This is a genomic window from Gordonia sp. NPDC057258, from assembly GCF_042668985.1.
Classification (GTDB): Bacteria; Actinomycetota; Actinomycetes; order Mycobacteriales; family Mycobacteriaceae; genus Gordonia; species Gordonia hongkongensis.
Window position 1 is genome coordinate 88,105 of the sequence record NZ_JBHUXZ010000001.1, and the last position, 26,650, is coordinate 114,754.

At 68.7% G+C, this 26,650-nt stretch carries 22 protein-coding genes; 13 read left to right on the forward strand and 9 right to left on the reverse strand.

What is annotated here, in order from left to right:
- Nucleotides 1-37: 37 nt before the first annotated feature.
- On the reverse strand, nucleotides 38-1,687 hold the full coding sequence (gene nadB, locus ACFUEJ_RS00420; protein ID WP_388026909.1) for an L-aspartate oxidase: 1,650 nt from the start codon (nucleotides 1,685-1,687) through the stop codon (nucleotides 38-40).
- A 195-nt stretch (nucleotides 1,688-1,882) separates the two neighbouring features.
- Here nadB and ACFUEJ_RS00425 point away from each other — a divergent pair, with 195 nt between their 5' ends.
- On the forward strand, nucleotides 1,883-3,409 hold the full coding sequence (locus ACFUEJ_RS00425; RefSeq protein WP_388026912.1) for an FAD-dependent oxidoreductase: 1,527 nt from the start codon (nucleotides 1,883-1,885) through the stop codon (nucleotides 3,407-3,409).
- A gap of 46 nt (nucleotides 3,410-3,455) precedes the next feature.
- Here ACFUEJ_RS00425 and ACFUEJ_RS00430 read toward each other — a convergent pair whose 3' ends face one another.
- The gene (locus ACFUEJ_RS00430; protein WP_388027281.1) at nucleotides 3,456-4,304 is read right to left on the reverse strand and encodes an SDR family NAD(P)-dependent oxidoreductase; all 849 of its coding nucleotides are present in this window, start codon (nucleotides 4,302-4,304) and stop codon (nucleotides 3,456-3,458) included.
- A 322-nt stretch (nucleotides 4,305-4,626) separates the two neighbouring features.
- On the opposite strand from ACFUEJ_RS00430, the gene ACFUEJ_RS00435 reads away from it, so the two are divergent.
- The 3 genes from ACFUEJ_RS00435 to ACFUEJ_RS00445 are packed head-to-tail and all read left to right on the forward strand — an operon-like array spanning nucleotide 4,627 to nucleotide 7,323.
- Entirely contained in the window at nucleotides 4,627-6,228 is a 1,602-nt protein-coding gene (locus tag ACFUEJ_RS00435) for a phytoene desaturase family protein (protein WP_388026914.1), read from the forward strand.
- Nucleotides 6,229-6,243: 15 nt separating this feature from the next.
- Entirely contained in the window at nucleotides 6,244-6,678 is a 435-nt protein-coding gene (locus ACFUEJ_RS00440; protein WP_388026916.1) for an SRPBCC family protein, read from the forward strand.
- A gap of 39 nt (nucleotides 6,679-6,717) precedes the next feature.
- Nucleotides 6,718-7,323, forward strand: a complete 606-nt coding sequence (locus ACFUEJ_RS00445; protein WP_388026918.1) for a flavodoxin family protein — start codon at nucleotides 6,718-6,720, stop codon at nucleotides 7,321-7,323.
- A gap of 59 nt (nucleotides 7,324-7,382) precedes the next feature.
- On the opposite strand, the gene ACFUEJ_RS00450 is transcribed toward ACFUEJ_RS00445, so the two are convergent.
- From ACFUEJ_RS00450 to ACFUEJ_RS00470, 5 genes are all read right to left on the reverse strand, one after another.
- The gene (locus ACFUEJ_RS00450; protein ID WP_068971066.1) at nucleotides 7,383-8,489 is read right to left on the reverse strand and encodes a hypothetical protein; all 1,107 of its coding nucleotides are present in this window, start codon (nucleotides 8,487-8,489) and stop codon (nucleotides 7,383-7,385) included.
- A gap of 32 nt (nucleotides 8,490-8,521) precedes the next feature.
- Complete coding sequence (locus ACFUEJ_RS00455) at nucleotides 8,522-8,731, reverse strand: hypothetical protein (protein ID WP_058253814.1); 210 nt, start codon at nucleotides 8,729-8,731, stop codon at nucleotides 8,522-8,524.
- Nucleotides 8,732-8,818: 87 nt separating this feature from the next.
- A complete protein-coding gene (locus tag ACFUEJ_RS00460) occupies nucleotides 8,819-8,920 on the reverse strand; it encodes a DUF6766 family protein (RefSeq protein WP_307814814.1) in 102 nt (33 codons plus the stop codon).
- 10 nt (nucleotides 8,921-8,930) lie between these two features.
- Nucleotides 8,931-10,064, reverse strand: a complete 1,134-nt coding sequence (locus ACFUEJ_RS00465) for a hypothetical protein (protein ID WP_388026921.1) — start codon at nucleotides 10,062-10,064, stop codon at nucleotides 8,931-8,933.
- Between the two features lie 86 nt (nucleotides 10,065-10,150).
- Nucleotides 10,151-11,194: an NAD(P)-dependent alcohol dehydrogenase gene (locus ACFUEJ_RS00470; protein ID WP_065630254.1), complete on the reverse strand. Its 1,044-nt coding sequence runs from the start codon at nucleotides 11,192-11,194 to the stop codon at nucleotides 10,151-10,153.
- 196 nt (nucleotides 11,195-11,390) lie between these two features.
- Between ACFUEJ_RS00470 and ACFUEJ_RS00475 the strand changes: the two genes are divergently transcribed.
- Both ACFUEJ_RS00475 and ACFUEJ_RS00480 read left to right on the forward strand, forming a co-directional pair.
- A complete protein-coding gene (locus tag ACFUEJ_RS00475) occupies nucleotides 11,391-12,758 on the forward strand; it encodes an AarF/ABC1/UbiB kinase family protein (protein ID WP_068971069.1) in 1,368 nt (455 codons plus the stop codon).
- A gap of 99 nt (nucleotides 12,759-12,857) precedes the next feature.
- Nucleotides 12,858-14,210 (forward strand): DUF3068 domain-containing protein, encoded by a 1,353-nt coding sequence (locus ACFUEJ_RS00480; RefSeq protein ID WP_065630252.1) that lies wholly within the window; start codon nucleotides 12,858-12,860, stop codon nucleotides 14,208-14,210.
- 444 nt (nucleotides 14,211-14,654) lie between these two features.
- Here the strand turns inward: ACFUEJ_RS00480 and ACFUEJ_RS00485 are convergent, their stop codons facing one another.
- Nucleotides 14,655-15,620, reverse strand: coding sequence for an alpha/beta hydrolase family protein (locus tag ACFUEJ_RS00485; protein WP_065632259.1), 966 nt, complete (start codon nucleotides 15,618-15,620; stop codon nucleotides 14,655-14,657).
- A 437-nt stretch (nucleotides 15,621-16,057) separates the two neighbouring features.
- On the opposite strand from ACFUEJ_RS00485, the gene ACFUEJ_RS00490 reads away from it, so the two are divergent.
- The 6 genes from ACFUEJ_RS00490 (at nucleotide 16,058) to ACFUEJ_RS00515 (ending at nucleotide 25,057) form a co-directional block, all read left to right on the forward strand.
- On the forward strand, nucleotides 16,058-17,536 hold the full coding sequence (locus ACFUEJ_RS00490; RefSeq protein ID WP_078112598.1) for an amidase: 1,479 nt from the start codon (nucleotides 16,058-16,060) through the stop codon (nucleotides 17,534-17,536).
- A 75-nt stretch (nucleotides 17,537-17,611) separates the two neighbouring features.
- Nucleotides 17,612-19,288 (forward strand): FAD-binding dehydrogenase, encoded by a 1,677-nt coding sequence (locus tag ACFUEJ_RS00495; protein WP_058253786.1) that lies wholly within the window; start codon nucleotides 17,612-17,614, stop codon nucleotides 19,286-19,288.
- A gap of 98 nt (nucleotides 19,289-19,386) precedes the next feature.
- A complete protein-coding gene (locus ACFUEJ_RS00500) occupies nucleotides 19,387-20,391 on the forward strand; it encodes a Dyp-type peroxidase (RefSeq protein ID WP_058253812.1) in 1,005 nt (334 codons plus the stop codon).
- 35 nt (nucleotides 20,392-20,426) lie between these two features.
- Complete coding sequence (locus tag ACFUEJ_RS00505; protein WP_058253785.1) at nucleotides 20,427-21,236, forward strand: family 1 encapsulin nanocompartment shell protein; 810 nt, start codon at nucleotides 20,427-20,429, stop codon at nucleotides 21,234-21,236.
- Nucleotides 21,237-21,407: 171 nt separating this feature from the next.
- Nucleotides 21,408-23,141, forward strand: coding sequence for an ABC transporter ATP-binding protein (locus ACFUEJ_RS00510; protein ID WP_078112597.1), 1,734 nt, complete (start codon nucleotides 21,408-21,410; stop codon nucleotides 23,139-23,141).
- A complete protein-coding gene (locus ACFUEJ_RS00515; protein ID WP_078112596.1) occupies nucleotides 23,138-25,057 on the forward strand; it encodes an ABC transporter ATP-binding protein in 1,920 nt (639 codons plus the stop codon). Before ACFUEJ_RS00510 ends, ACFUEJ_RS00515 begins: the two co-directional genes overlap by 4 nt.
- A gap of 275 nt (nucleotides 25,058-25,332) precedes the next feature.
- On the opposite strand, the gene ACFUEJ_RS00520 is transcribed toward ACFUEJ_RS00515, so the two are convergent.
- Complete coding sequence (locus ACFUEJ_RS00520; RefSeq protein WP_388026929.1) at nucleotides 25,333-25,905, reverse strand: YdeI family protein; 573 nt, start codon at nucleotides 25,903-25,905, stop codon at nucleotides 25,333-25,335.
- A 45-nt stretch (nucleotides 25,906-25,950) separates the two neighbouring features.
- Here ACFUEJ_RS00520 and ACFUEJ_RS00525 point away from each other — a divergent pair, with 45 nt between their 5' ends.
- Nucleotides 25,951-26,646: a hypothetical protein gene (locus ACFUEJ_RS00525; protein WP_058252776.1), complete on the forward strand. Its 696-nt coding sequence runs from the start codon at nucleotides 25,951-25,953 to the stop codon at nucleotides 26,644-26,646.
- The last annotated feature ends 4 nt before the right edge of the window (nucleotides 26,647-26,650 follow it).

The window sequence follows — 26,650 nt, forward strand, 5'->3', positions numbered from 1 at the left end:
CGACAGCACCCCGGAGGCGTCGACTTGACCGGTCCGCTCAGCCGGGCAGGCCTACGGGACGGGCCTCCCGCAGTTCGCCGTCGATGATCCGGAACACCCGCGACTCCGCCACATCGGCGGTCAACGGGAAATCCGTGCGGACATGCGCTCCGCGGGATTCGGTACGCGCGGCAGCGGCGGCGACGACCGCGGACGCGGTGAGCGTGAGTGCCGCGTCCTCGATGTCGCGTACCGAGTCGGCCGTCCGACGCGGCGCGGCGGCGAGCGTCGCGGCGACTTCGGTGAGACCTGCGGCCGACCGTCGTAGCGCGACGTGTCGCGTCATCATGTTCTGGAGCTGCTCGCGGTCCAGGACGGGGACCGGCCGCTCGACCTTCCGTTCGGCGCGTTCGGGGACCGGGATCTCGCGACGCGCGACTGCCACGGCGGCCGCGCGACGGCCCATCACCAGGCCTTCCAGCAGGCTGTTCGATGCCAGCCGATTGGCGCCGTGCAGCCCGGTCCGCGCGACTTCGCCGGCCGCGAGCAACCCGTCGACCGCGGTGCGGGACGACTCGTCGGTCACGACCCCGCCGCACAGATAGTGCGCGCCGGGGACGACCGGGATCCGTCCGGACGCGGGGTCGAGGCCGGCCGCGCGGACACCTGCGGTCACCGTCGGGAAGCGTGTCTCGAAGTCGCCGACGTCGGCGATGTCGAGATACACGCACGGGTGCCCGGTGAGCTCGATCGCGGTCTGCACCGCGTCGGCCACCACGTCGCGGGGAGCGAGATCGCCCATCGGGTGGACGCCCGCGGTGACCGACCGGCCGTCGACGTCGACGAGCCGTCCGCCCTCGCCGCGCACCGCCTCGCTGATGAGGGTCCGCCGACCCCGCGCGCCCGCGGTGTAGAGCATCGTCGGGTGGAACTGGATGAACTCGAGATCGGCCACCTGCGCCCCGGCGCGCAGTGCCAGCGCGATGCCGTCGCAGGTGGCGCCCGCCGGATTCGTGGTGGCGGCGTAGAGGTGCCCCGCCCCGCCGGTCGCGAGGAGCACGGTCGGGGCGAGGACCGACGTGGGACGGCCGTCGCGCAGGCACGCGACACCGACTGCCCGGCCGTCGTCGAGGTGGATCGCGGTGGCGATCGTGTCGTCGAGGAACCGGATCGGCGGCACGTCTCCGCCGGCGGTCTGCCGGACGGCCTCGTGCAACGCGCGCTGGATCGCGGCCCCCGTTGCGTCGCCGCCGGCGTGGATGATGCGCCGGCGGGTGTGGCCGCCCTCACGGGTGCGCAGGAGCCGACCGTCGGTGTCCCGGTCGAATTCGGCACCCCAGCCGATCAGGGCCGACACCGAGTCCCAGCCGTCGGCGAGGATGAGGCCCGACGCCGCGGCATCGGTGAGACCGCCGCCGGCGGCGACCGTGTCGGCGAGGTGGCGGTCCACGGAATCGGCGTTGTCCGAGCTTCCCGTCTCCGCGCCGGGCATCACGACCGCGACACCACCCTGCGCGTAGAACGTGGACGTGGGTTGCTCCGCATTCGCGACGTCCCAGCCCGGCCCCTTGTTGAGCACGACTACCCGGAGCCCCTCGTGGGCGGCCCACAGCGCCGCCGTCAGTCCGGCGATTCCGGCACCCACCACCACGAGGTCGGCGCGGACCGTCTCCTCGGTCCCGGTCAGTCCGCGAGTCAACCCGCTCATGTCAACCGCCTCTCGCCGCGGCTCAGGGTGCCGCCGGCCCTCCGGGCAACACCCCGGATGTGTTTTCGATTCCCAGTCGAAAACCCTACCCTGCGAGTGCGCCACCCGAAATGCTCGGCGGCCCGCCGGCTCCGATGTTTGATCGTCTCCGGCCCCGATGTTTGAGCGCCTCCGGCAAGGGCAAACCCGGTCAGCATGAAAACCCTCTGGTTCGACCCCGCAGGTGAGGCGGCCCCCGAGTACCTGCCCGATGTTCGCCCGGAGACGATGCCCATCGACGTCGTCGACAGATTCGACCAGGTCATCGTCGGAGGTGGCATCACCGGTCTGACGACCGGCCTGCTGCTGGCCCGCGCGGGCCAGTCGGTCGCGGTCCTCGAAGCCCGGCACATGGGTGCCGCGGCGACCGGCCACACCACCGGCAAGCTCTCGCTGCTCCAGGGCACTCGACTGTCGTCGATCGCGAGCCGCCACGGCCACTCGGCCGTACAGGACTACGTCGACGCCAACCGCGAGGGACAGGCCTGGTTGCGTCACTATCTCGAACACCGCGGCCTGCAGGTCGACGAACGCGCGGCCCTCACCTTCGCCGCCACCGCGTCCGGCGCGAAGTCGGTGGAGAAGGAGTTCGAAGCCTGCCGCGCGCATGACCTCCCCGTCGAACACGTCGACTGTCCCGAACTGCCCTTCGACGTCCGCACCGCGATTCGCCTCGACGGTCAGGCCCAGATCGACCCGATGGTTGTGCTCCGTGCCCTGACCGACGACCTGCGCGCACACGGCGGCCATTTCTACGAGGGCGTCCGTGTGCAGGGCCTCCGCCACGGCTCACCGAACGTCCTCTCGACCGACGCCGGTGACGTCCGTGCCGACTCGGTGGTCATCGCCACCGGACAGCCCTTCCTCGACCGTGGCGGCTACTTCGCCCGGGTCCATCCCCAGCGGTCCTACGCCGCGGCGTTCACCGTCGACGGGGGCATGCCCGGCGAGATGTACCTCGGCTCCGACAACCCGTCGGTCTCACTGCGGACGGTGTCCCGGCCCGGCTACGACCGCGAACTGCTCATGGTCGGCGGCTTCGGACACGAGGTGGGCCGGACGAAGTCCGAGCGACAGCATGTCCTCGACCTGATCAGTTGGACCCAGAAGCACTTCCCCTCGGCGCAGATGGTCGCGCGCTGGTCGGCCCAGGACTACACGACGATCGACGAATTGCCTTATGTCGGACCGATTCTGCCGGGCGTCGACTCGGTGCAGGTGGCGACCGGCTTCGCCAAGTGGGGTCTGACCAACGGCGTCGCCGCGGCGCTCGCGATGACGGGACGCATCCTCGGTTCCGAACCGCAGTGGTCCACGACCCTGCGCCCGTGGCGCACGACCGAGATCAGCCGCCCCGGCTCGCTGGCCTCGGCGGTGTCGGCCAACGCGCAGGTCGCGGGATACATGGCCGCCGGCTACCTGTCGCTGCTGAAGCCGACCGACGATGCACCGAAGGAAGGCGACGGCAGCGTCGGGCGTTCCGGCGTGAAGCCCGAGGGCGTGTGCACCGTGCAGGGCCAGACGCGGTCCGTCGCGCCGCTGTGCACACACCTCTACGGCGTGCTGCGGTGGAACGACGCCGAGCAGTCCTGGGACTGCCCGCTGCACGGTTCGCGATTCAGCCACACCGGCGAGGTCCTCGAAGGTCCGGCCACCCGGAACCTGGCCTCGCACAACGACTGAGCGGGACACAGCGGACCGTCGTCGGGCCCGACGACGGTTCGCCTTGTCAGGTCCGGACGACGGCCGGCGCCGAACCGGCAAGCGCGGCCTCGCCCAGCATGCGTCGGAACACCGGACCGGTCAGCGTCGCGATCGGGCGCTGCACCGCTCCGGCCAGGACGCGGACACCGACGTCGAGTGCTCGCGCGTCGAGGCCGACCGGAATGCGGTCCCGGCCGCTCAGGACCCCGTGCAGGATCGCCGCTGCCGCGGCATCCGGCCGCGTACCGGGCAGGCGACGGTTGAACCCCCGCGTCACGAAGTCCTGCACCCCGGGCGTCACGTACAACGCGCGGGCCGCGATCTCGGTGTGCACGACGCCGGGATGGACACTGTGCACCCGAACGTCGGACCCTTCGGCACGAAGCTGTAGCTGGATGGTCTCGGAGTAGCCGCGCGCGGCGAACTTCGAGGCGGAGTACGCCGACTGCGTGGGGCAACCGAGGAATCCGAAGGCGCTGGAGGTGTTCACGATCGACCCGCCGCCGGCCGCCTGTAGATGAGGGAGGAAGGCCACGGTGCCGTTCACGACGCCGCCGAGGTTCACGGCCATGATCCGCCGCGCGTATTCGTCGTCCTCCTCGAGAACGCCCGCCACCATCGTGATCCCGGCATTGTTGAACACCATGGCCGGCGGGCCGGACCGACCGACGACGGCGTCGGCATATGCGGTCATCGCATCGGCGTCGGACACATCGACCTCGTCGAGATGCACCCGGGCACCGGCGTCGCACAACCGCACCGTCTCCCGCGCCGCCGGAAGGTCGACATCGCTCAGGAACACCTCGACACCCGCACGACCGAACCGCCGCGCGAGTGCCCGGCCCATCCCCGCCCCGGCACCGGTGATCACCACCGGCCGCCCGGCGCAGCGCCGACGAAGCCGGCCATCGGAGACCTGCGGATGCCACAGTCGCGCGGGCGGAAACGCCGGGTCCAGGCGCAGCGACCGGAGTTCAGACCAGTTCGTCACCCGTGCGGACTACCCGCTTGCCCCGGCGCTACACATCGCACAGAATCGCCGGGCACGGCTGCACCTCGACCCGCGCGTCCACCGCCCGCGCATCGTCGGCGTTTACGGTCGGGGGCCGCGGGTAACCCGCGCACCGGACAGCGTGGCGTACCGGCCCGGAGCACATCGGCCGGGTGAGATCGATACGGACGAGGGGAGTCGACCGTTGAGTGTGTCGGATGCAGTGGTCGTCGGGGCCGGCCACAACGGGCTCATCGCCGCGATCCGGCTCGCCGACGCGGGCTGGGATGTCACGCTCCTCGAAGCGCAGCCCGAGGTCGGCGGCGCGGTCCGGAGCGCCGAGATCACCCCCGGGTACGTCACCGACCTGTTCAGCGCCTTCTATCCGCTCGCGGTGGCGTCGCCGGTCTTCGCCGACCTCGACCTCGCCGATCACGGTCTGGAGTGGAGCCGCGCACCGCTGGCCTTCGGCCACCCCGCTGGGCCCGACGACGTCAACGCGCCGGTCGTCTTCCCCGATGCCGCCGACACGGCCGCGCATCTGGCCACCTTCGACGAGCGTGACCGGCGCGCCTGGCTCGACCTGGTCGAGCAGTGGCAGCAACTCCGGCCCGCGATCCTCGACACCCTGTTCGGTCCGTTCCCCCCGGTCCGCGCGCTGTTGTCGCTCCTCCGCTCGCTCGGCACGGCCGACGCCCTGCGCCTGGCCCGGTTCCTGATCCTGCCGGCCGATCAAATGGTGCGTGAACTCTTCCACAGCGAGAAATCCGGTCTGCTCATCATCGGCAACTCCCTGCACGCCGACATCCCGCTCCACGCACCCGGCAGCGGATTGATGGGGTACCTGCTGACCATGCTCGGCCAGGACACCGGTTATCCCGTACCCGTGGGCGGGGCGAGCGCGCTGCCCGCGGCCCTTCGACGCCGCGCCGAGAGCGCCGGGGTGACCGTCGTCTGCGACACCCGCGTCACCCGGATCGACGTCCAGGGCGGGCGGGCCACCGGGGTCGTGGACAGTACCGGCCGCCGATGGCCGGCGAAGCGCGCCGTGCTCGCCGACGTGGCGGCGCCCACGCTCTACACCGAGCTGCTGTCGGCCGACGACGTGCCCGCGCGCGTCCTCGACGACCTGCGAACCTTCACCTGGGACACCCCGGTGGTCAAGGTGAACTACGCCCTGCGTGAGAAGATCCCTTGGCGCAGTACCAATCTCAGCGGAGCCGGCACCATCCACCTCGGCGCCGACGCGCGCAACATCGCCTACGGGACCGCCGACATCGAAACCGGCCGTGTCCCGGAGCATCCGTTCCTGCTCTTTGGCCAGATGACCACCGCGGACCCGGGCCGGTCCCCCGCGGGCACCGAAAGCGCCTGGTCCTACAGCCATCTCCCGCGCGGGGTGACCGACGACGAGGCGGCCCAGCTGCTGGCTCGCAGGATGGACGCCGTCCTCGAAGCCCACGCGCCCGGTGTCTCCGACCTCATCGTGGGACGGCACGTCCAGACCCCACACGACCTGCAGGCCGCCGACGCCAATCTCGTCCACGGGACGGTCAACGGCGGTACGGCACAACTGTTCCAGCAGTTGATCTTCCGCCCGACGCCGAACCTGGGCGGTGCGTCGACGCCGGTGGATCGCCTCTACCTGGCTGGGTCGGGAGCGCACCCCGGTGGCGGGGTCCACGGCGCCTGTGGCAACAATGCCGCGCGCGCTGCCCTCGCCTCGGACGGGTTCCGCGGATTCCCGCGAAGAGTGTTCGACCGCAACATCATCCGACGACTGACCAAGACCGACAACAACCACTGAACGGAGCAGCGGAGCATGAACCGAGTCGAACGTCATACGAGTGCCACACCGGCGCAGGTCTGGTCGGTGCTGTCCAACGGCTGGCTGTACGCCTCGTGGGTCGTCGGGGCCTCCCGCATCCGCAACGTCGACCACACATGGCCGCAACCCGGATCGAAGATCTATCACTCGGCGGGGGTGTGGCCGGCCCTGCTCAACGACGAGACAGAATCCGTCGAGTCGAAGGCCGGGCTTCTCGAAATGTCGGCCGCCGGGTGGCCTTTCGGTCGCGCACGAATCCGCATGACGATCGAGAAGGACGGTGACGGTTCCCTCATCGGCATGGAGGAGTTCGTGGAGACCCCGCCGCTGAGATGGATTCCGCCGACCATCCAGGAAACCGTCATGTCACCGCGCCTCAACGAATGCCTGAAACGGCTGGCGATGCTCGCCGAGAACCACGCGGGCTGAGAGGGTTGCAACCGGGTCGGTGCGGGTACGCCTTGCGGCATGACCACAGCACTCGCCATCAACTGCACCCTCAAACCCTCTCCTGCTGAATCGAGCAGCGAGCTCATCGCCCGACACATCCTGGACGCGGTCGCCGAGCAGGGCGTGACCGGGGACATCGTCCGGGCGGTGGATTTCGACATCCGGCCGGGAGTCGAACGAGACATGGGCGACGGTGACGAGTGGCCCGCGCTCTTCGAACGGGTTGCCGCCGCCGACATCCTGGTGATCGCGACCCCGACGTGGCTTGGCCACATGTCCAGCGTCACCCAGCGTGTTCTCGAACGTCTCGATGCCGAGATCTCCGAGACCGACGACGCCGGCCGCCCCGGCATGTTGGGCAAGGTGGCGATGTGCGGTGTCGTCGGCAACGAGGACGGCGCCCACAAAATCATCGCCGACGTCTTCGGCGCGCTCAACGACATCGGGTTCACGATCCCCGGACAGGGCAACACCTACTGGAACGACGAAGCCATGGGCGGCCGCGACTACAAGGACCTCGACTCGGTTCCCGACCCCGTCGACTCCGCCACCCATGCCGCCGCCCGAAACGCGGCACACCTCGCTCGACTGCTGTCGCAGAACAGCTTCCCGCCGTACGAGTGAGCAGCGGATCTACCGGACGACCTTGATCGTCTGCAGATCGTTGCCTGATGCCCTGCGACTCAGGCCTTCTCGTCGTCCGCGAGATGACCGGCGTCCTCGGCAGCCTGGCGGCGCAGTCGCTCCCGGTATCCGTAGGTGGCCCGCAGGACGTCGTCGTAGCTGTCGGCACTGGAACCGAGGGCGCCGGCGAAGATCCCCATCGACGTCGCCAACCACGCCAGGTACACGTAATTGCGCAGCCCCACCGGATATCCGAGCTGCGAGGCGAGGAAGTTCTCCTCGATGACGATGAGCGCCGCCGTCAGTGTCGCCAGGAACAGCCCGGCGTACAGCACCACCGCACTGAACACGACGGTGCACACCGTCGTCATGTTGTAGAGGCGCGCACGCGGTTTCGCGGTGACGGTCACCCGTTCCCACAGGCGATTGTTGACGATGAGCCATAGCGAGGCGAGCACCAACGACAGCAGGGTGATGGCGGCGAGACGCCACGCACTCAACGCATTCGCCATCGACCAGATCGTGGAGAAGAAGATGCCGAACGACGCCGCGGCCGCTGCTGCGGCGGTCATGCCGGTGAGGGTTGGGATCAACCGCCACGGTCGATTTCCCCGAACCATCCCGGCCATCAACTTCAGACGACGCGAATAGCCTTCGGCGCACACGTATTCGGTGTCGCCGTCGCCGATGACGACGATGCCGCGCTGCTCCTCGAACTCGCGCATGGACCCCGCACCGGTCACCGTCTCGGCGATGGTCGAGATCAAGGTCCGCAGCGCTCGCCGGGGAGCAGATCCGAGAGCTGGGAGCGAGACGACGGCGGCGTTGCGTTCGCGGTCGAGTTCGGCCAGCACCACGAGATTTCGTGGGCTGCGATCGTTGCCGTCGGCGTCCCGCGGCTTGTACAGCCGCGGCATCTCGGTGACGAACACGATCACCTCGTCGGCCGAGTCATCCGTGCCCCAGACGGTCTCCAAGTCACCGCGCGGCGTCATCTGCAGTGTGGTGTCCCTCGTGACGGTGTGTCCGCGGTACTCCAGTGACAGCTCGTCGGCGATCTGCTCGAAGCGGTCCTCACCGCGCTCGATCAGGGCGGCCGGAAGACCGTGTTCGGCGACGATCCGCAGCGCTCCGGCGCGCCGCGGATCGTCGTTCTCGGTGGTCATGTGCGTCTCTGCCGTCATGATCAGGCGGGGCCTCAGTCCGGCGGCTCGGACTCCCCCGCCGCAGGGGAGTCCGGGTTGTCCTCGTCGTCGCGGGCGGTGGCGGCGGAAGGGTCCACCTGCTCGTCCGTGTCGGGTTCGTCGACGGTCCGCTCCTCGAGTTCGTCGACCTTGCGTCGAGCATCATCCGGCGTCGCCTCGGGCGTGCCGGTTTCGGCTGGTTCCATGGGCAATTCCTCAGACATCAGATTCATCGATCCTTCGGTCGGTGTCTCGCGATGGAGCCTCTGTCGCATGTCCGTTTTCCCGGTGACGGCAAGACGTAAACGCGATCACGCCCCGGTCGCCAGATGTGGATCGGCCACCGGCTCGGACTCGGCCGAACCGCGTTGACACAGAACGACCGACAAGACGACGATCGCCGCCACCAACACTCACCCCGTCTCAGTCGTCGGCGGACGTCCTCGGCGCATAGCGAAGGACCGCTCCGATCCCGTCGCGCGGGGCAACGCGCTCGTCGATCCGGACCAGATCGGCGCCGGTGAGAACCGCCGCCACCGGCAGGGCCTCGTCGGCACGCAGCGTACGTTCCGGGGCCAGGCCCAGCTCAGAGAGGTTCTCCGCCGTCGGCGCGATCGTGTCGAGGCCCCCCGCGGCGTCTCCGCCGTCGAAGACCGTCGCATCGCCGAGGTCGCCGATGATCAGCGTCTCGACCTCGCCGTTACGCAACGCCCCGCACACGGCCGTCAGTCCTTCGACCGCGAGGGCCGGGCGATGCCCGAGTCCTGCCTGCAGACTCTCCGCCGCGTCGGCCATCGTGCGATTCTGGCGCAGTTCGAGTTCGGTGGTCACCGCCTTGCGGACGTCGTCGTCAGCGATGCCGCTGTCCCGGGCGCCGAGTTGGAGATCGACCAGTCGCTCGGCGAGCCGCTCCGGAGCCGCCGAACGCAGATCCGACATCGACGAGAGCTCACCGATCACGAACACGAGCTCGGGGTTGTCCGAGTCGACGATCGCGGTCAGCCGGTCGGCGATCTGACGAATGTTCTTGCGGTTCTGCTCGTCGCTGCGCTGCTGCGGGTCCCCATACCCGGGCGATTCCGCACCGGCGGCGTGGTGGATCGGATAGCCCTCTCCCTCAACGCTTTCGCGCATCAACGAGGACCCGCCGGCTTCGAAGAGCTCGATGTCGGCGCCGGCGTGATCGACCGCGGCGATCACGTGTCTCGGGGCACTCGTGCCGTGTTCGACCAGCGGAACCAGGTAGGGCACCGGCGAATACCGTGCCACGGATGTGACCGGTGGTCGGATGAGGTGTTGGTCGAGGAGGACACCGTCGGGACCGGCGATCACCGCACGGCCACTGGGCCCGACGGCCGGCGCCCCGTCGAGCAGGGCATTGCCGATCGACTCCACCACCGCCGCGTCGGCCCCCGCCGACTCGAGTTCCTCCCGCAGGGCTCGCCACCGGAGTTCCATCGTGTGGGCGGCGTCCTCGGTGTTGTGCGAGTCGTCGATGTAGATGGTGGCGAACGGACCGGTTGCAGTTGCCAGCTCGCGGAATCGGGTCGAATTCATGCGCGGCCTCCTTGCCTGTCGTCGGGGCACGTCGACTCCCTCGACGGGTGCCCACCGGATTCAGGCCGCAAACATGACGCACACCCCTACAGCGTCGAGGTGTCGATCACGAAGCGGTAGCGCACATCCGACGCCACGACGCGGTCGTAGGCCTCGTTGATCCGGTCGGCGGAGATCACCTCGATCTCGGCGCCGATGCCGTGCTCGGCGCAGAAGTCCAGCATCTCCTGGGTCTGCGCGATGCCGCCGATCATCGAACCCGCGAAACTGCGCCGCTTGCCGATCAGCGCGCCCGCCGGGACCTCGATCGGATGTTCGGGGAGACCGAGTTCCACGAGTGTGCCGTCGAGGGCGAGCATGCCCAGGTACTTGCCGATCGGAAGATTCGCCGACACGGTGTTCAGGATCAGGTCGAAGGTGCTGCGGAGTTCCCGGAAGGTCTGCGGGTCGCTGGTCGCGTGATAGTGGTCGGCGCCGAGCCGCAGACCGTCCTCCATCTTCTTCAGCGACTGGGACACCACGGTCACCTCCGCACCCAGTGCGTGCGCGATCTTCACGCCGACGTGGCCGAGCCCGCCGAGTCCGACGATCGCGACCTTCTTGCCGGGTCCCGCGCCCCAGTGCCGCAGCGGTGAGTAGAGGGTGATGCCCGCACACAACAACGGTGCGGCCTCGTCGAGTGCGATGCCGTCCGGAATCCGGAGGACGTAGTTCTCGTCGACGACGATCGAGGTGCTGTAGCCGCCGTGCGTCGGCGACCCGTCGCGTCCGACGGCGTTGTAGGTCCCCACGTTGCCTCGCTCGCAGTACTGCTCCTCGCCGAGGCGGCACGGTTCGCACTCACGGCACGAGTCGACGAAACAACCCACGCCGACCCGGTCACCCACGGCATACCGGGTGACGGACTCGCCGACGGCCGCGACCGTCCCGGCGATCTCGTGGCCGGGGACCACCGGGAACCTCGTCCCGCCCCACTCGTCGCGCGCCGTGTGGATGTCGGAATGACAGATCCCGGCGAACGCGATGTCGATCGACACGTCGTTCGGACCGAGATCACGCCGCTCGATGGTGGTCGGTTCGAGCGGGCGATCGGCTGCCGGCGCGATGTAGGCGTTGACCGTGGTGGGCATGCAGACTCCTCGGTACACATTCGATGGGTGGCAGGTGGGGTGGTGCGCGACGCACCGACGACACACGAACAGATGCGGGCTGATGCATGTGTCCGACGCCGCCAGTGTGCCCCGCGCGGGCCCTCGTTGCCATAACGGCACGTCGCGGCGTCGCGGGCACTGGATCCGCCGCCGATGATCGTTACAATGACCGACGGTGACGATCAACAGCTCAGTCGACGACGGTCAGCGCACGCAGTTGCACCCGGTGTCCCCGATCGCCGAGCTCACGCGATTCGGGACGACCACCGCTCACGCGGCTGCGGGCGTCGGACGCTTCGTCCTCCACACGGCAGGCGACGCTTTACGGGGTCGCCCACCCGGCGCCGCCCGCGTCGCGCACGAGATCCGGACCACGTTCGAACACCTGGGTCCGACCTACGTGAAGCTCGGCCAGCTCATCGCCTCGAGTCCCGGCGTTTTCTCCGAATCGATGTCCACCGAGTTCGAATCGCTCCTGGACCGCGTGAAACCCGCCGACCCCGCGCTCATGCGTGCACAGTTCATCGCCGAACTGGGCCGGGCACCCGAGGAAGTCTTCGCCACGTTCGATCCGGTGCCCATCGCGTCCGCGTCGATCGCCCAGGTGCACACCGCGACCCTGCAGGGCGGCGAGGAGGTGGTCGTCAAGATCCAGCGTCCGGGCATCGCCGACCGCCTGGCGCCCGACGTCGCGATCCTCGAACGCCTCGCCGGCCTCGTCGAGATCTCCGAGTACGGGCGGATGCTCAGCGCGCGGCACGTGGTCGAGGACTTCGCGGCCGGCCTCGACGCCGAACTGGACTTCCGCATCGAGGCCGACACCATGCGCGAGTGGTTCGCCTGCCTGCAGCCGGGCCCGTACGGCGACCGAGTCCGCGTGCCGCACGTCTACGACGACTTCACGACGCAGCGCGTGCTGACCATGGAACGAATCAACGCCATCCGCATCGACGACGTCGCGGCCGTACGCGCCGCAGGCCACGACGGAGTCGCGCTGTGCCGCAACCTCCTGCTGTCCCTGCTGGACTCGGCATTCCACGGCGGGTTGTTCCATGGGGACCTGCACGCCGGGAACGTCCTCGTCGACGACGCGGGCAAGCTGGTCCTCCTCGATTTCGGCATCGTCGGGCGGTTCACCCCGCGCACCCGGCGCATACTCCGCCAGCTCGTCGTCGACCTCGTGGTCCGCGGGGACTACGAGTCCGCCGGCCGGGCGATCTTCCTCCTCGGCGCCGTCCACAAGCCGGGTTCGACGTCGCAGGGCGCGGAGGACATCAAGAAGGTGACGACTCCGTTGTCGACCACCGACCTCGGTTCGATGTCATACACCGACCTCGGGCGGCAACTCGCCGCCGTCGCCAAGGCCCACGACGCACGGCTCCCGCGTGAACTCGTCCTCGTGGGTAAGCAGTTGCTGTACGTCGAGAAGTACACGAAGCTGCTGGCGCCGCGGTGGAAGGCCATGTCCGACAAGGAGATCTACGGATACATGGCCGGCATCCTGAAGGAGGCCGAACGCGATCGTCGAGCCGCCCCGGGCTGACTCCCCGCCGCGGATCCCGGCATGTCGGACCGACTGTGGCCAACTGTGGCACACGCGACAGTTAGGGTGGGAGCGATCAGCTGATTCCAGGAGTCATACATGAGACGTTTTGTGCCGGCAGTGCTGGCCTTCTTCGGCGCTGCGTGTATCGCGGCGGCCATCGCCATACCGCTCTACCTCGTGCCGCAGTTGAAGGTGGTTCCGCTCGATCTGGACATCACCTCTGACGCGACCACGGTGGCGGCGGACGGTTCGACCGGAGAGCGCTTCCCGGCGGTGATCTTCGACCGTTGCTCGGTGTCCGAGGATCGTGCCCGCACTCTCGAGGCGCATCTCACCCAGCAGCGACGCTCGATCATCATCGAACCGTCGGACAGCCGCCAGGCGAGCCTGCAGTCGGCGCAGACCGTGCGCATCGACCGCCTGCGCGACGCCGAGGGAACCGAGACCGAACCCAGCTTCGCGGCTGCGGGCGAGACCCGCACCTGTGAGGACGGTCTGCTGACCGCGACCATCGACCGCGTGTCGGTGAACCGCAAGACCTCGGCACCCAACGGGGCGGTCAGCTCGCTGCAGCTCGAGGCGGTCCCCGAGGGCGGCAACGTCAACGACGTGTCGGTCGCCATCGACAACCGCACCGGATACCAGTACAAGTTCGGTTTCGACGTGCAGCAGCGCGACTACCCGTACTACGACCTCAACACCCGCCAGGACTGCGCGGCGAAGTTCGAGGGCGAGGAGACCATCGACGGGATCAACACGTATCACTTCGTGTGTGATGTCCCGGAGACCGATCTCTCCAACCTCCCCAACGCGCAGGGTGAAGCAGCTCTGGGCACGATGCTGACGATGCCTGCCCGCTGGTGGGGCATCACCGGGCGCGGAGTGCGGGCGAACGACCCGATCACGATGCACCGGTACGCCGCCGCGACCCGCCACGTGTGGGTCGAGCCGGAGACCGGGACCATCGTCGACGGTCGTGAGGACCAGCACCAGTACTTCAAGTCGCCCGACCAGAGCGACGCCACCCCGGAAGCGGTGCGCGAGTTCCGGATGGACGCCCTGAAGGGCACCTTCAAGTGGACCGACGACACCGTCTCCAACCAGGCGAGCAAGGCCAGCGGCTACGTCGACCAGCTGAAGGTCGGCGGCTTCTGGGTGCCGATCATCCTCGGCATCGTCGGGGTGATCCTGCTGATCGCCGCCGCGCTGCTGCTCTTCCGCGGACGCCGCGACGACAACCGGGTCGATGACACCCCGCCGCCGACGACACCGCCCGCCGACGAGCGCGACACCACGCTGATCAAGCGCGACGCACCGCCGGCCGGCGCAGCACCTGCGAGCGCCAACCCGTGGGAGCGGCCGACCGAGCAGATCCCCAAGGTCGGTGACACGCCGCCGCCCGACGACTCGGCCACGCGCACCTTCCGCAAGCAGCCGCCGCCCGAATAAGCAGCGACGCAACGACCACCGCGGGCGCATCCGGTACCACCGGATGCGCCCGCGGTGTTGTGTTTGTGGTTGAGGGGCGGTGACACACCCCTCCGCAGCCCGGCCCACCCTAGTGACCTCGACGGACGCGCGGGCACGCTTCGCGTGCACGAGCTGCTCGGCCAGCAGGGGTTGCGCGGGCACGCTACGCGTGCACGAGCTGCTCGGCCAGCAGAGGTGCGAGCCCACCCCCGCGGGTTGAGCCGGCACCGAGCGCAGCGAGGCGCCGAGTCGAAGCCCCTCCGCAACCAGTCCTACCCTAGTGACCTCGACGGACGCGCGGGCACGCTACGCGTGCACGAGCTGCTCGGCCAGCAGGGGTTGCGCGGGTCCGAGTTGGTCGGCCAGCAGACACGACAAGGGCCGGTGACCCGAAGGTCACCGGCCCTTGTCAGAGGGTCTGACTCAGAAGAAGGCGGGGCGGAAGGTCTTGGCCCACGACTCCTTGAAGGTGCTCTGCCAGTAGTCCCACCAGTGCGCACCGTCCGGGGTGATCCGGGTGGTGAGCTTGACGCCCGGGACGAGCGCGAGGCGGCCGATGTAGAGCTGGCTGGAGGTCGACGCGGCGACCTCGAGCGGGATCATCTGCGCGAATTTGACGGGGTCGAAGTTGGCGCTGGCCGGGTTGACCGACGAGTCGTACTTGCTGCCGACACCGCTACCCGACGAGACGTAGACGTTCTTGCCCGCCAGGTTGCCCGCGCTCAGGAACGGGTCGTTCTGGAACCAGGTGCCCGCGGGGTAGAAGCCCCACATGTTGAACGGGTTGCCGCCGACCTCCGCGACCGAGGCCATGATGCCCTGGGTGAAGCCCGGCATGGTGACCGTCGGGTAGCCGCTGTAGGACGCGACCGCCTTGTAGAAGTTCGGGTGGCGCGATGCGAGGTTCAGCGCCGAGGTGCCCGACATCGAGAGTCCGGCGATGCCGTTGCGACGGCTGTCGCTGCCGTGACGCGCAGCCATGTACCGCGGCAGTTCGCGGGTCAGGAACGTCTCCCACTTGTTGACACCCAGCTTGGGATCGGGGGTCTGCCAGTCGGTGTAGAAGCTGCCTGCGCCACCGAACGGGATGGCGACGTTGGTGCCCTTGCCGGCCATGTAGCGGGCGACGTCGGTGTTGATCAGCCAGCCGCTGTTGTTGTTCGGGGCACGGAGTCCGTCGAGCAGGTAGAGCGTCGGCTTGGGTCCGCCGCCGCCGGCCGAGACGATGCACACGGGCACGGTCCGGTTCATGGCGTTCGAGCGGACGTACTCGACATTGCAACCGTTGGCCGCGGAGGCCTCCGGCGGAGCTGCGACCAGCGTCGCACCCGACACGGCCACGAGAGCCACGAGTCCGGCGACGAGGCGCTTACGGGCGCGTGTCAGCATTCGTCAGTTTTCCTTTGGATCACCACGGCCGGAGCCGGCCGCTTGCGGGTCTTGCCTACCGGGTACTGCTGCGGGCTTGCATACGGAGTCGTACGTAGGGGGATTGTATTGGTCCCCCCGGGCAGCGGTACCCGTCGTGCTGAAGTGTAACGGCACGATAACGCGTCGGCAAAGGCGAGAGCGAGTCCTGTGATGACATCTTTCGGTGGTGCACGTCACAGCGGTCGCCGCTGAACAGCTCATTTCGTACATAGGCGGCGCATGTGGCGAATTGTTCATCTGTTCGGGCCACACATCCGCGATCGGCCCGTTACCGGTTTGCGCGGGCAACGGTGACGTCCGGTTCTCCGGTGACGGGCCGGACGCCGGACAGGCCGGGCCATCGGCGCCAAGTCCGCTCGGCCCGCTCCCCGAACAACTAGGGTCGGGACGTGCACATGGGCGAGTATCTGTCCGCGGACGCGACCACCCTGGCCGGTCTCGTGGCCTCCGGCGAGGTGACCGCCGCCGAACTCCTCGACCTCGCACGAGCCCGTGCAGACGCTGTCAATCCGTCGCTCAACGCCATCGTGATCCGCATGGACGCCGAAGCCGACGCCCGCGTCCGCAGTGACCTCACCGGGCCTTTCGCCGGCGTCCCGTTCCTCATCAAGGACCTCGCGCAGGACTACCGCGGGTATCCGACGACCCGCGGCTCGCGCGCACTCGCCACCCACATCGCCCGCGAACACTCCTTCGGCGTGCGCCGGTTCCTCGACGCCGGCCTGGTCGTCTTCGGCAAGACGAACACCCCCGAGTTCGGCGCGAAGGCCATCACCGAACCCACCCTGTGGGGTCCCGCACGCAATCCGTGGGACCTCGACGTGACCCCCGGCGGATCGTCGGGCGGCAGTGCGGCCGCGGTGGCCGCCGGGATCGTGCCGGCGGCCGGGGCGAGCGATGGCGGCGGTTCCATCCGCATCCCGGCCGCGTGTACCGGGTTGTTCGGGCTCAAGAGCTCGCGTGGCCTGATGCCGTTCGGTCCGCAGACCGGTGAACCGCTGTTCGGGATGGGCGTCGAAGGTGTGGTGACCCGGACCGTCCGCGATGCCGCCGCACTGTACGACGCCCTGATCGGACCGACGCCGTCGTCGACCTACCCGGCGCCGCTGCACACCGAGACCTACAGCGCCCGGATCGCGACCCCGCCCCGGTTGCTGCGGATCGGGTACACCACGACCTCTGCGATCAACGCGAATCCGCACCCGGAGGCCGTCGCCGCGGTCGAGCACGCGGCGTCGATCCTGACCGAACTCGGCCACCAGGTCGAGGAGGTCGATCCGCCGCACGACGACGCCGCCCTCGCCCGCGACTTCCTCGACATCTGGTTCGCCAAGTGCGCCGCCCAGGTCGACGAGGTCCGACGCCTCACCGGCGCTCCCGACTCCCACTTCGAGGCCGACACCCTGACGCTGGCGGAACTGGGCCGGGCCGCCGGCGTCGTCCCGCTGTTCACCGCGCTCGACCACATCAACGACCACGTCCTGGCCCTCGACCGCTTCCATCAGACCCACGACCTGCTGCTGACGCCCACCCTCGCGGTACCGCCGCCGCGGGTCGGGTCGATGACCACGCCGCCGGTCCTGCAGCGGGCATCGCGGCTCGCCTCCCGCGCGCGGTCCGGCCGTGCGATCTCCCGCTTGGGGATCGTCGACAAGCTCATCTACGAGAGCCTCGGCTGGGTGCCGTACACGCAGCTCGCCAACCTCACGGGCCGGCCGGCGATGAGCGTGCCGCTGCACTGGACCGATGCCGGCCTCCCGCTCGGCGTGCAGTTCGTCGGCCGACTCGGCGCCGACGGCGATCTCCTCGCCCTCGCTGCGGGCCTCGAAGCCGCCGCGCCGTGGTTCCACCGGTACGCCGACATCGCGCTGTAGTACGGGGCTAATCTCGTCTGCGAATGCACATGTCCCGGGACCGGCCCGGTCATTTTGGCGGTGTGAGGAGATGCGGTGGCGGAGCACGGGGCCGACGCGGTGGTCGTCGGCGCGGGACTGGCGGGTCTCGTGGCGACATACGAACTCACCAAGGCCGGACGCCGCGTCGTCGTGGTCGACCAGGAGAATCGCAACAACCTTGGCGCGCAGGCATTCTGGTCGCTGGGCGGGTTGTTCATGGTGGACACGCCGGAGCAGCGTCGGCTGGGCATCAAAGACTCCGCGGATCTCGCCCTGCAGGACTGGATGGGGTCGGCCGGTTTCGACCGTGACGACGAGGACTACTGGCCGCGTCAGTGGGCCCGCGCCTACGTGGACTTCGCCGCCACCGAGAAACGGCAGTACCTCCACGACCTCGGGTTGCGCATCACCCCGATCGTCGGGTGGGCCGAACGCGGCGGCGGGTTCGCCGACGGCCACGGCAACTCCGTGCCCCGCTTCCACCTCACCTGGGGAACCGGACCCGAGGTCGTGCGGGTCTTCGCCGAGCCGGTCCTGGAGGCGGAGAAGCGCGGGCTCGTCGAGTTCCGGTTCCGGCACCGCGTCGACGAGCTCATCGTCGACGACGACGGCGCCGCCGTCGGCGTGCGGGGTGTCACGCTCGCCCCGACCGACGCCGAACGCGGCCAGGCGTCGAACCGGGATGTGGTGGGCGACTTCGAGATCCGTGCCGGGTCGGTCATCGTCACCTCGGGCGGCATCGGCCACAATCACGACCTGATCCGCAAGAACTGGCCCGTCGAGCGTCTCGGCCCCGCGCCGGAGACGATGATCTCGGGCGTCCCGGCGCACGTCGACGGCCGGATGCTGGAGATCAGCGAGACCGCCGGCGCGAACATCGTCAACCGGGACCGGATGTGGCATTACACCGAGGGCATCCACAACTGGGACCCGATCTGGCCCGACCACGCGATCCGCATCATCCCCGGCCCGTCCTCGCTATGGCTCGACGCCAACGGCAACCGCCTCGCACCGCCGAACTTCCCCGGCTTCGACACCATCTCGACGATGAAGGCGATCCTGGCGGCCGGTCACGACTACTCGTGGTTCGTCCTCACCCAGACGATCGTGGAGAAGGAGTTCATGCTGTCGGGTTCGGAGCAGAACCCCGACATCACCGCGAAGGACGTCAAGCTGGCCGCGAAGAGCCGGCTGGCGAAGGGCGCCGCGGGACCGGTCGACGCCTTCGTGCGCAACGGCGTCGACTTCGTGGTCGCCGACAACCTCCCGGAACTGGTCGCCGGGATGAACAAGATCGCCCGCGGCCCCGAACTCGACCTCGCACACCTCGAACGCATCATCTCCGCACGCGACGCCGAGATCGGCAACAAGTTCTCCAAGGACGCGCAGCTGATGGCGATCACCAATGCCCGACAGTTCGTCGGCGACAAGATCGTTCGGGTCGCCAAGCCGCATCGACTGCTCGATCCCGAACACGGCCCGCTGATCGCGGTCCGGCTCAACATCCTGACCCGCAAGACCTTGGGCGGGCTCGAGACCAATCTCGACTCCCAGGTCCTGCGGCCGGACGGCACCGCCTTCGACGGCCTGTTCGCCGCCGGCGAGGTCGCGGGCTTCGGCGGCGGTGGCGTCCACGGGTACAACGCACTCGAGGGGACGTTCCTCGGCGGATGCATCTTCTCCGGCCGCGCCGCCGGCCGGGCGGTGGCGCGGGCCACAACGCGCCGCTGACCCGTCACCGGTCAGCGTCGAAAAGGGTTGCCTGCCCTATACATTCGCGGCACGATCTGCTGCCCCACGGTTGGTACGCATGGGCTAGTGTGTTCAGCGTGCCGGTGCCCCAGACGATCCTGACGCGGAAGACGAAGTCGGCGATCTTCCTCGTCTTCACCATCAACGACGGCGGTGAAGACGCGGTTCGCGCTGCGCTGGAAGACATCCCCGGCCTGAACAACGCGGTGTCCTCGCGGGCTCCCGAGGCGGCACTGGCCGGGATCGTGTCGATCGGCTCCGCGGCGTGGGACCGCCTGTTCACCGGCCCTCGACCCCGCTCGTTGCGGCCGTTCGTCCCCTACGAGGGCGAGGTCCACACCGCCCCGGCGACGCCCGCCGATCTGCTCGTGCACATCAAGTCCGACGACATGGGCCTGTGCTATGAACTCGGCGCCAAGATCACCGAGGCATTCGGGGACGCGGTCACCGTCGTCGACGAAGTGCACGGGTTCCGCTACTTCGACCTGCGCGACCTCATCGGCTTCGTCGACGGCACCGAGAACCCGATCGGACAGGCGGCGATCGACGCGATCACGGTCGGCGGGGAGGACCCGGACTTCGAGGGCGGCAGCTACGTCGCCATCCAGCGTTACGTACACGACCTGTCGTCGTGGAAGGACCTGAGCACCGAGGAGCAGGAAGCCGCAATCGGGCGGACCAAGCTCGACAACGTCGAGATGGCCGACGACGTGAAGCCCCCGAACTCCCACATCGCGCTGAACGTCGTCGAGGACGAGAACGGCGAGGAGATCGACGTCGTGCGGGACAACATGCCGTACGGCGACGTCTCGGGTGCCGGTGTCAACGGCACGTTCTACATCGCCTACTCGGCAGCGCCCGACGTCACCGAGGAGATGCTGCGCAAGATGTTCATCGGCGACCCACCCGGCACCTACGACCGCCTCCTCGACTTCACCACCGCGGTCACCGGGGCCCAGTTCTTCACCCCAACACTCGACTTCCTTGAAGACCTGCCACCCGCGCCCGACGCCGCACCCACGGCTTCCCCCGCCCCGACGACACGTTCCGACGGCTCGCTCGGCATCGGTTCACTGCACTGACGACACCCTTTCGACCACCGCACCAGGAGGACACCATGAACAACCTGCATCGCGAACTCGCACCGATCTCCGACGCGGCCTGGGCGGAGATCGAAGAGGAGGCGACCCGCTCCTTCAAACGCAACGTCGCGGGCCGTCGCCTCGTCGACGTGACCGGGCCGCTCGGCTCCGACACCGCATCGGTGACGCTCGGACATCGCACCAAGATCGACTCACCGTCGCAGGGGATCACTGCCTTCCAACGGCGCACCCAGTCGCTGGTGGAACTCAAGGTCCCGTTCACGGTGTCCCGCGAGGCCATCGACGACGTCGACCGCGGCGCCAAGGACTCCGACTGGGACCCGGTCGTGGAGGCCGCGCGCGAACTCGCGCTCGCCGAGGACCGGGCGATCTTCGAGGGTTACGCCGCAGCGTCGATCACCGGTATCCGCGCCGAGGCCGCCGCCACCCCGATCCCGCTGCCCGCCGACGTGCGCGACTACCCGGAGGCGGTCAGCCAGGCGCTGAGCACACTGCGTCTGGCGTCGGTCGACGGTCCGTACGCGGTGGCCCTGTCGGCCGAGGCCTACACCCAGGTCAACGAGACGTCGAACCACGGCTACCCGATCCTCGAACACATCCAGCGCCTGTTCACCGGCGACATCGTGTGGGCGCCCGCGATCAGCGGCGCGTTCGTGATGAGCACCCGCGGCGGCGACTTCGAACTGACCATCGGCCAGGACGTGTCGATCGGCTACGACTCACACGACGCCGACGTGGTGAACCTGTACTTCCAGGAGTCGTTCACCTTCCTGACCCACACCGCCGAGGCAGCCGTCGCGCTGACCGAGCCGCCGACCGTCTGAGCAGCTGCCCGCGGTCCCCGCCTGCGCGGATTCCCGGTGGGCAGATACTCGGCGGCGTCCGTTGCGAGCGGCAACTAGTCTGGCGCAGGTGATCGCAGTGAACTCCGGCCGGCTCTCGCTCCCGGCGCCTACCGTTGCCTCCGGCCCGCTCGCTTCGCTCCCGGCGCCTAGATGCTGACCCGACTCGTCCGCACCTACCTCTCCCGGTACCGCATCAACGTCGCGCTCGTCATCGTGCTGCAACTGCTGGCGACCATCGCGATGCTGTACCTGCCGAGCCTCAACGCCGACATCATCGACAACGGCGTCGCCCGCGGGGACACCGGTTACATCCTGCGCATCGGCGGCTGGATGCTGCTGGTGAGCGTCGCCCAGATCATCGTGACGGTGACCGCGCAGTACTTCGGCGCGCGCGCCGCGCTCGGGGTCGGGCGCGACATCCGGGGCGACCTACTGCATCGGGTGAACTCCTTCTCCGCACGCGAGGTCGGCACGTTCGGCGCGCCGTCACTGATCACCCGCACCACCAACGACGTCCAGCAGGTGCAGCTGCTCATCGTGATGAGCAGCGCGATCCTGGTGATGGCGCCGATCATGTGTATCGGCGGGATCGTCATGGGCGTCCGGGAGGCGCCGGCCCTGTCCTGGGTCATCGCCATCGCGGTGCCCATCCTCGGGGTGTCGATGGGGGCCATCATCGCGAAGATGATCCCCGGCTTCCGCGCGATGCAGGAACGGATCGACAACGTCAACCGCGTCCTGCGCGAGCAGATCACCGGCATCCGGGTTGTGCGGGCGTTCGTGCGAGAAGACTACGAACGCAAGCGTTTCGCTGTCGCCAACGACGACCTCGCCGACGCGACCCTGCACGTCGGCCGGTTGATGGCCCTGATGTTCCCGGTCGTCATGGTGATCACCAACGTCACCATCGTCGCGGTGATCTGGTTCGGCGGGCACGCGGTCTCCGACGGTTCGCTGGAGATCGGCGCACTGACCGCGGTGATGAGCTACGTGATGCAGATCCTGATGTCGGTGATGATGGCGTCGTTCCTGGCGATGATGGCCCCGCGCGCGGCGGTCTGCGCTGAACGCATCTCCGAGGTCCTCGCCACCGACACCTCGGTCCATCCGCCGACTGAACCGGTCGGTTTCGCCACCCACCCCGGTACGGTGGAGTTCGATGCCGCCGAGTTCCGCTATCCCGGCGCCGACGACCCGGTGTTGAGCGGCATCGACTTCCGCGTCGAGCCGGGCACCACGACCGCGATCGTCGGCTCGACGGGGTCGGGCAAGACCACCCTCGTCGGGCTGGTGCCGCGGCTGATCGACACGACCTCCGGCACGGTCCGGGTCGGCGGTACCGACGTCAAGCGGCTCGATCCCGACGAGCTCCGGTCGGTCGTCGGTCTGGTGCCCCAGCGGCCGTACCTGTTCTCGGGAACCATCCGCTCGAACCTGCTGCACGGTAAGGCCGACGCCACTGACGACGAGATCTGGGAGGCGCTGCGCATCGCGCAGGCGGAGGACTTCGTGTCCGCGATGCCCGACGGTCTGGACACCAAGGTGTCCCAGGGCGGGACGACCGTCTCCGGCGGGCAGCGGCAGCGCCTGGCGATCGCACGCGCCCTCATCCGGCGGCCCGCGATCTACCTCTTCGACGACTCGTTCTCCGCGCTCGACCTGACCACCGATGCGCGGCTGCGCGCCGCACTGCGCCCCGCCACCCGCGACGCCGCGGTCATCGTCGTGGCGCAACGCATCTCGACCATCGTCGACGCCGAGCAGATCGTCGTGCTCGATCGCGGCCGGGTCGTCGGGCTCGGTACCCACGACGACCTGCGGCAGTCGTGCCCGACCTACGCCGAGATCGTCGAATCGCAGATGGCGATGGAGGAGCGCTCATGACCCGGCCCGGAGGCCCGCCGATGGCGGCCGGACCCGAATCCAAGCCTCGCTCGTTCTGGCCGTCGGTCAAACGCGTTGTCGCACAGCTCGCGTCGTACCGACTGCTGATGACGGTCACCCTCGCGTCGCTGGTCGGCTCGGTCGTGCTGATCGCGATCGCGCCCCGCGTGCTGGGTTACGCCACTGACCTCGTCTTCGACGGCGTGATCGGCCGCACCCTGCCCGAGGGGCTCACCAAGGAACAGGCGGTGGCCGGGCTCCGCGAGAGCGGAGACGACACGTTCGCCGACATGGTCTCGTCGATGGACGTGACCCCCGGCGTCGGAGTGGATTTCGGCGCCGTCGGTCGCGTGCTGTTGATCACCCTCGTGCTGTATGTGGTGTCCTCGGCGCTCGCCTGGCTCGCCGGGTACCTGCTGAACATCGTCGTCGTCGGCACCATCCGCCGGCTCCGCGACGACGTCGAGGCCAAGGTGCATCGCCTGCCGCTGCGCTACTACGACACGATGCCGCGCGGCGAGCTGTTGAGCCGGGTGACCAACGATCTCGACAACCTGTCGCAGAGCATGCAGCAGACCATCTCCCAGTTCGCGAACTCGGTGCTGACGGTGATCGCGCTGCTGATCATGATGATCTGGATCTCGCCGCTGCTGGCGCTCATCGCGGTGGCCACGGTGCCGCTGGCGATCATCGCGACCGGCATCATCGCGAAGCGTTCGAAGCCGCACTTCTCGGCCCAGTGGTCGTCGACGGGCGCGCTCAATGCTCAGGTCGAGGAGGCCTTCACCGGGCATGAGCTGGTGACCGCCTTCGGCCGTCAGCGCGAGATCGAGGCGACCTTCGACGAGCGCAACGAGAAACTGTACGAGTCGAGTTGGCGCGCACAGTTCATCTCCGGCGTCATCATGCCGACAATCATGTTCCTGGGGAACCTGAACTACGTGGCGGTCGCGGTCGTCGGTGGTCTGCGCGTGGCGTCGGGCTCGCTGAGTCTCGGTGAGGTGCAGGCGTTCATCCAGTACTCGCGCCAGTTCACGCAGCCGCTGACGCAGATCGGTTCGATGATCAACCTGATGCAGAGCGGTGTCGCCTCCGCCGAGCGGATCTTCGACATCCTGGACGCCGACGAGCAGTCGCCCGACGCCGCGAATCCGAAGACGCCCGCCGAGGACAAGGGACTCATCGAGTTCGACGACGTCTCCTTCCGCTACGTCGAGGACAAGCCGCTGATCGAGAATCTCAGCCTGGTGGCGCGCCCCGGGCACATGGTCGCGATCGTCGGCCCGACCGGCGCGGGCAAGACCACCCTGGTCAACCTGATCATGCGGTTCTACGACGTCGATTCCGGCGTCATCCGGGTCGACGGCGTCGACTCGACGGACATGACGCGCGACGACCTGCGCGAGCGCACCGGTATGGTGCTGCAGGACTCGTGGCTGTTCGGCGGCACGATCTACGACAACATCGCCTACGGCGATCCCACCGCCTCGCGAGAGGAGGTGCTCGACGCCGCCCGGATGAGTCACGTCCACCACTTCGTGCGCACCCTCCCCGACGGCTACGACACCGTGCTCGACGACGAGGGCGGTGGCGTGAGTGCCGGTGAGCGGCAGCTCATCACGATCGCGCGGGCCTTCCTCGCCCGGCCCACGATCCTCATCCTCGACGAGGCGACGAGCTCGGTCGACACCCGCACCGAGCTGCTCATCCAGAAGGCGATGGCCAATCTGCGGTCGGATCGCACGAGTTTCGTCATCGCCCACCGGCTCTCCACGGTGCGCGACGCCGACGTCATCGTCGTCATGGAAGACGGGCACATCGTCGAGCAGGGCAACCACGACGAACTGCTCGCGGCCCGCGGCGCCTACTGCCGGCTGTACGAAAGCCAGTTCACCGGGGCCATCGAGGCGGGCTGACCCTGCTGCTCTCCGATCCGAAAGAACTGCAAAACCACTGCTCCCTGATCCGAGAGCGCCACACACCCATTGGTCCCTGAGGTGCGAGGATCGATAGCGACGAGCCACGAAGGGCCTGGTAAGGCACCTTGCGAGCCCCTTCGTGGCTCGCTTCGCTCGCACCTCAGGGAGCACAAGTAGGGTCGCTTCGCTCGCACCTCAGGGAGCAAGAAAAGCGCGTCCCACCCCGCTCCCTGAGGAGCGCCCGGAGCTTGCGGAAGGCGCGTCACGAAGGGTCACGCCGGCCGCTCGTTGCGTGCCGCCCGTTCGACGAGCATGGCAATACGCCGGGTCTTGGTCTCCGGCCGCTTCGCCAGGGCGAGCTGCGACAGCCCGAACTTGCGCGCGCTGGGCGGGAACGCGTCCCAGTTGGCCCGCGCGACGGGATCGGAGTCGAGGGCGGCGGCGAGTTCGGGGGATTCGATGAGCGCCTCGGCGTCGTCGAACAGCGTCCACAGGCCGCGGGCCTGAGCGTCGTCGATGACGGCCTGGCCGGCGGGCTGGATGCGGCCGGCGGCCGCGAGGTCGGCGACCCGCGCCTTGTTCGACGCCGACCATCCGCTGTTGCGACCGCGCCGGGTGAACCACATGCCGCGGCGGTCGGAGTCGATCACACGGGTGTGACCGTCGATCCACCCCCAGCACAGCGCTTCGCGCACGCACTCGTCGTAGTCGAGCGGTTCCCGGCCCGAACCCCTGCGCCAGAACACAAGCCACACCCCCGGCGAGGTCTCATGGTTGTCGCGCAACCACTCTCGCCAGGCCTCGACGGTGTCGAGGCTGAGCTTCGGCGCGTCCGGGTCGGCCACGTGTTCACCCTAATGACCTCGGCCTTCTCTCGGTACAGTTGAGCCGTGAACGAGATCGTCGACTTCGCCGAGAGCTACTGGTGGCTGATCTTCCCGGTCGGCGCGGTCGTCGGCGGGTGGGCCGGTTCGATCGGCAAGTACAACGAGAAGCGACGCAAGGACAAGATCGAGCTCGCCCGGATCAAGGCGAACGCCCAGACCGAGCAGCTGAAGCTCACGACGACCTCGGCCGACCAGTTGCGCCGGGTCCGCAAGCAGCACGACGCGCTCAACGAGAAGTGGTTCGCCTACGAACTCGATCTCGCGACTCTGATCGAGTTCCCGCTGATGACCGACATGCGCGAACCGTTGACGCTGGCCTTCCACCGGGCCCGGGTCCGCGCGGATGATCTACGGCCCGAATCGGATTCCGCCGCCGGCACGGCCGAGGCCTCCATGTCCGCAGCCGACTTCGCCGAGTACCGCGATGCGGTCGGCGACTATGCCGCCGCGTTCGACGCTGCCGAGCGAGAGGCGCGGCGTCGCAAGCAGACCGGGTTCTCCCCCATCGAACGCGAGGCGCTCGACCGGGCGCGCAAACTCATCAACGTCGCCGCCGACACCGGCGCCACGCCGGCCGAGAGGCAGTCCGCCTACAAGAAGGTCCGCGCCGAGCTCGACGGCATCATCGACGTTCCCCGGGTGGCGGCCGCACATCTCGAACAGCAGATCGCCGGCGCGCTGGAGCGCGGCTCGGACTGAACGT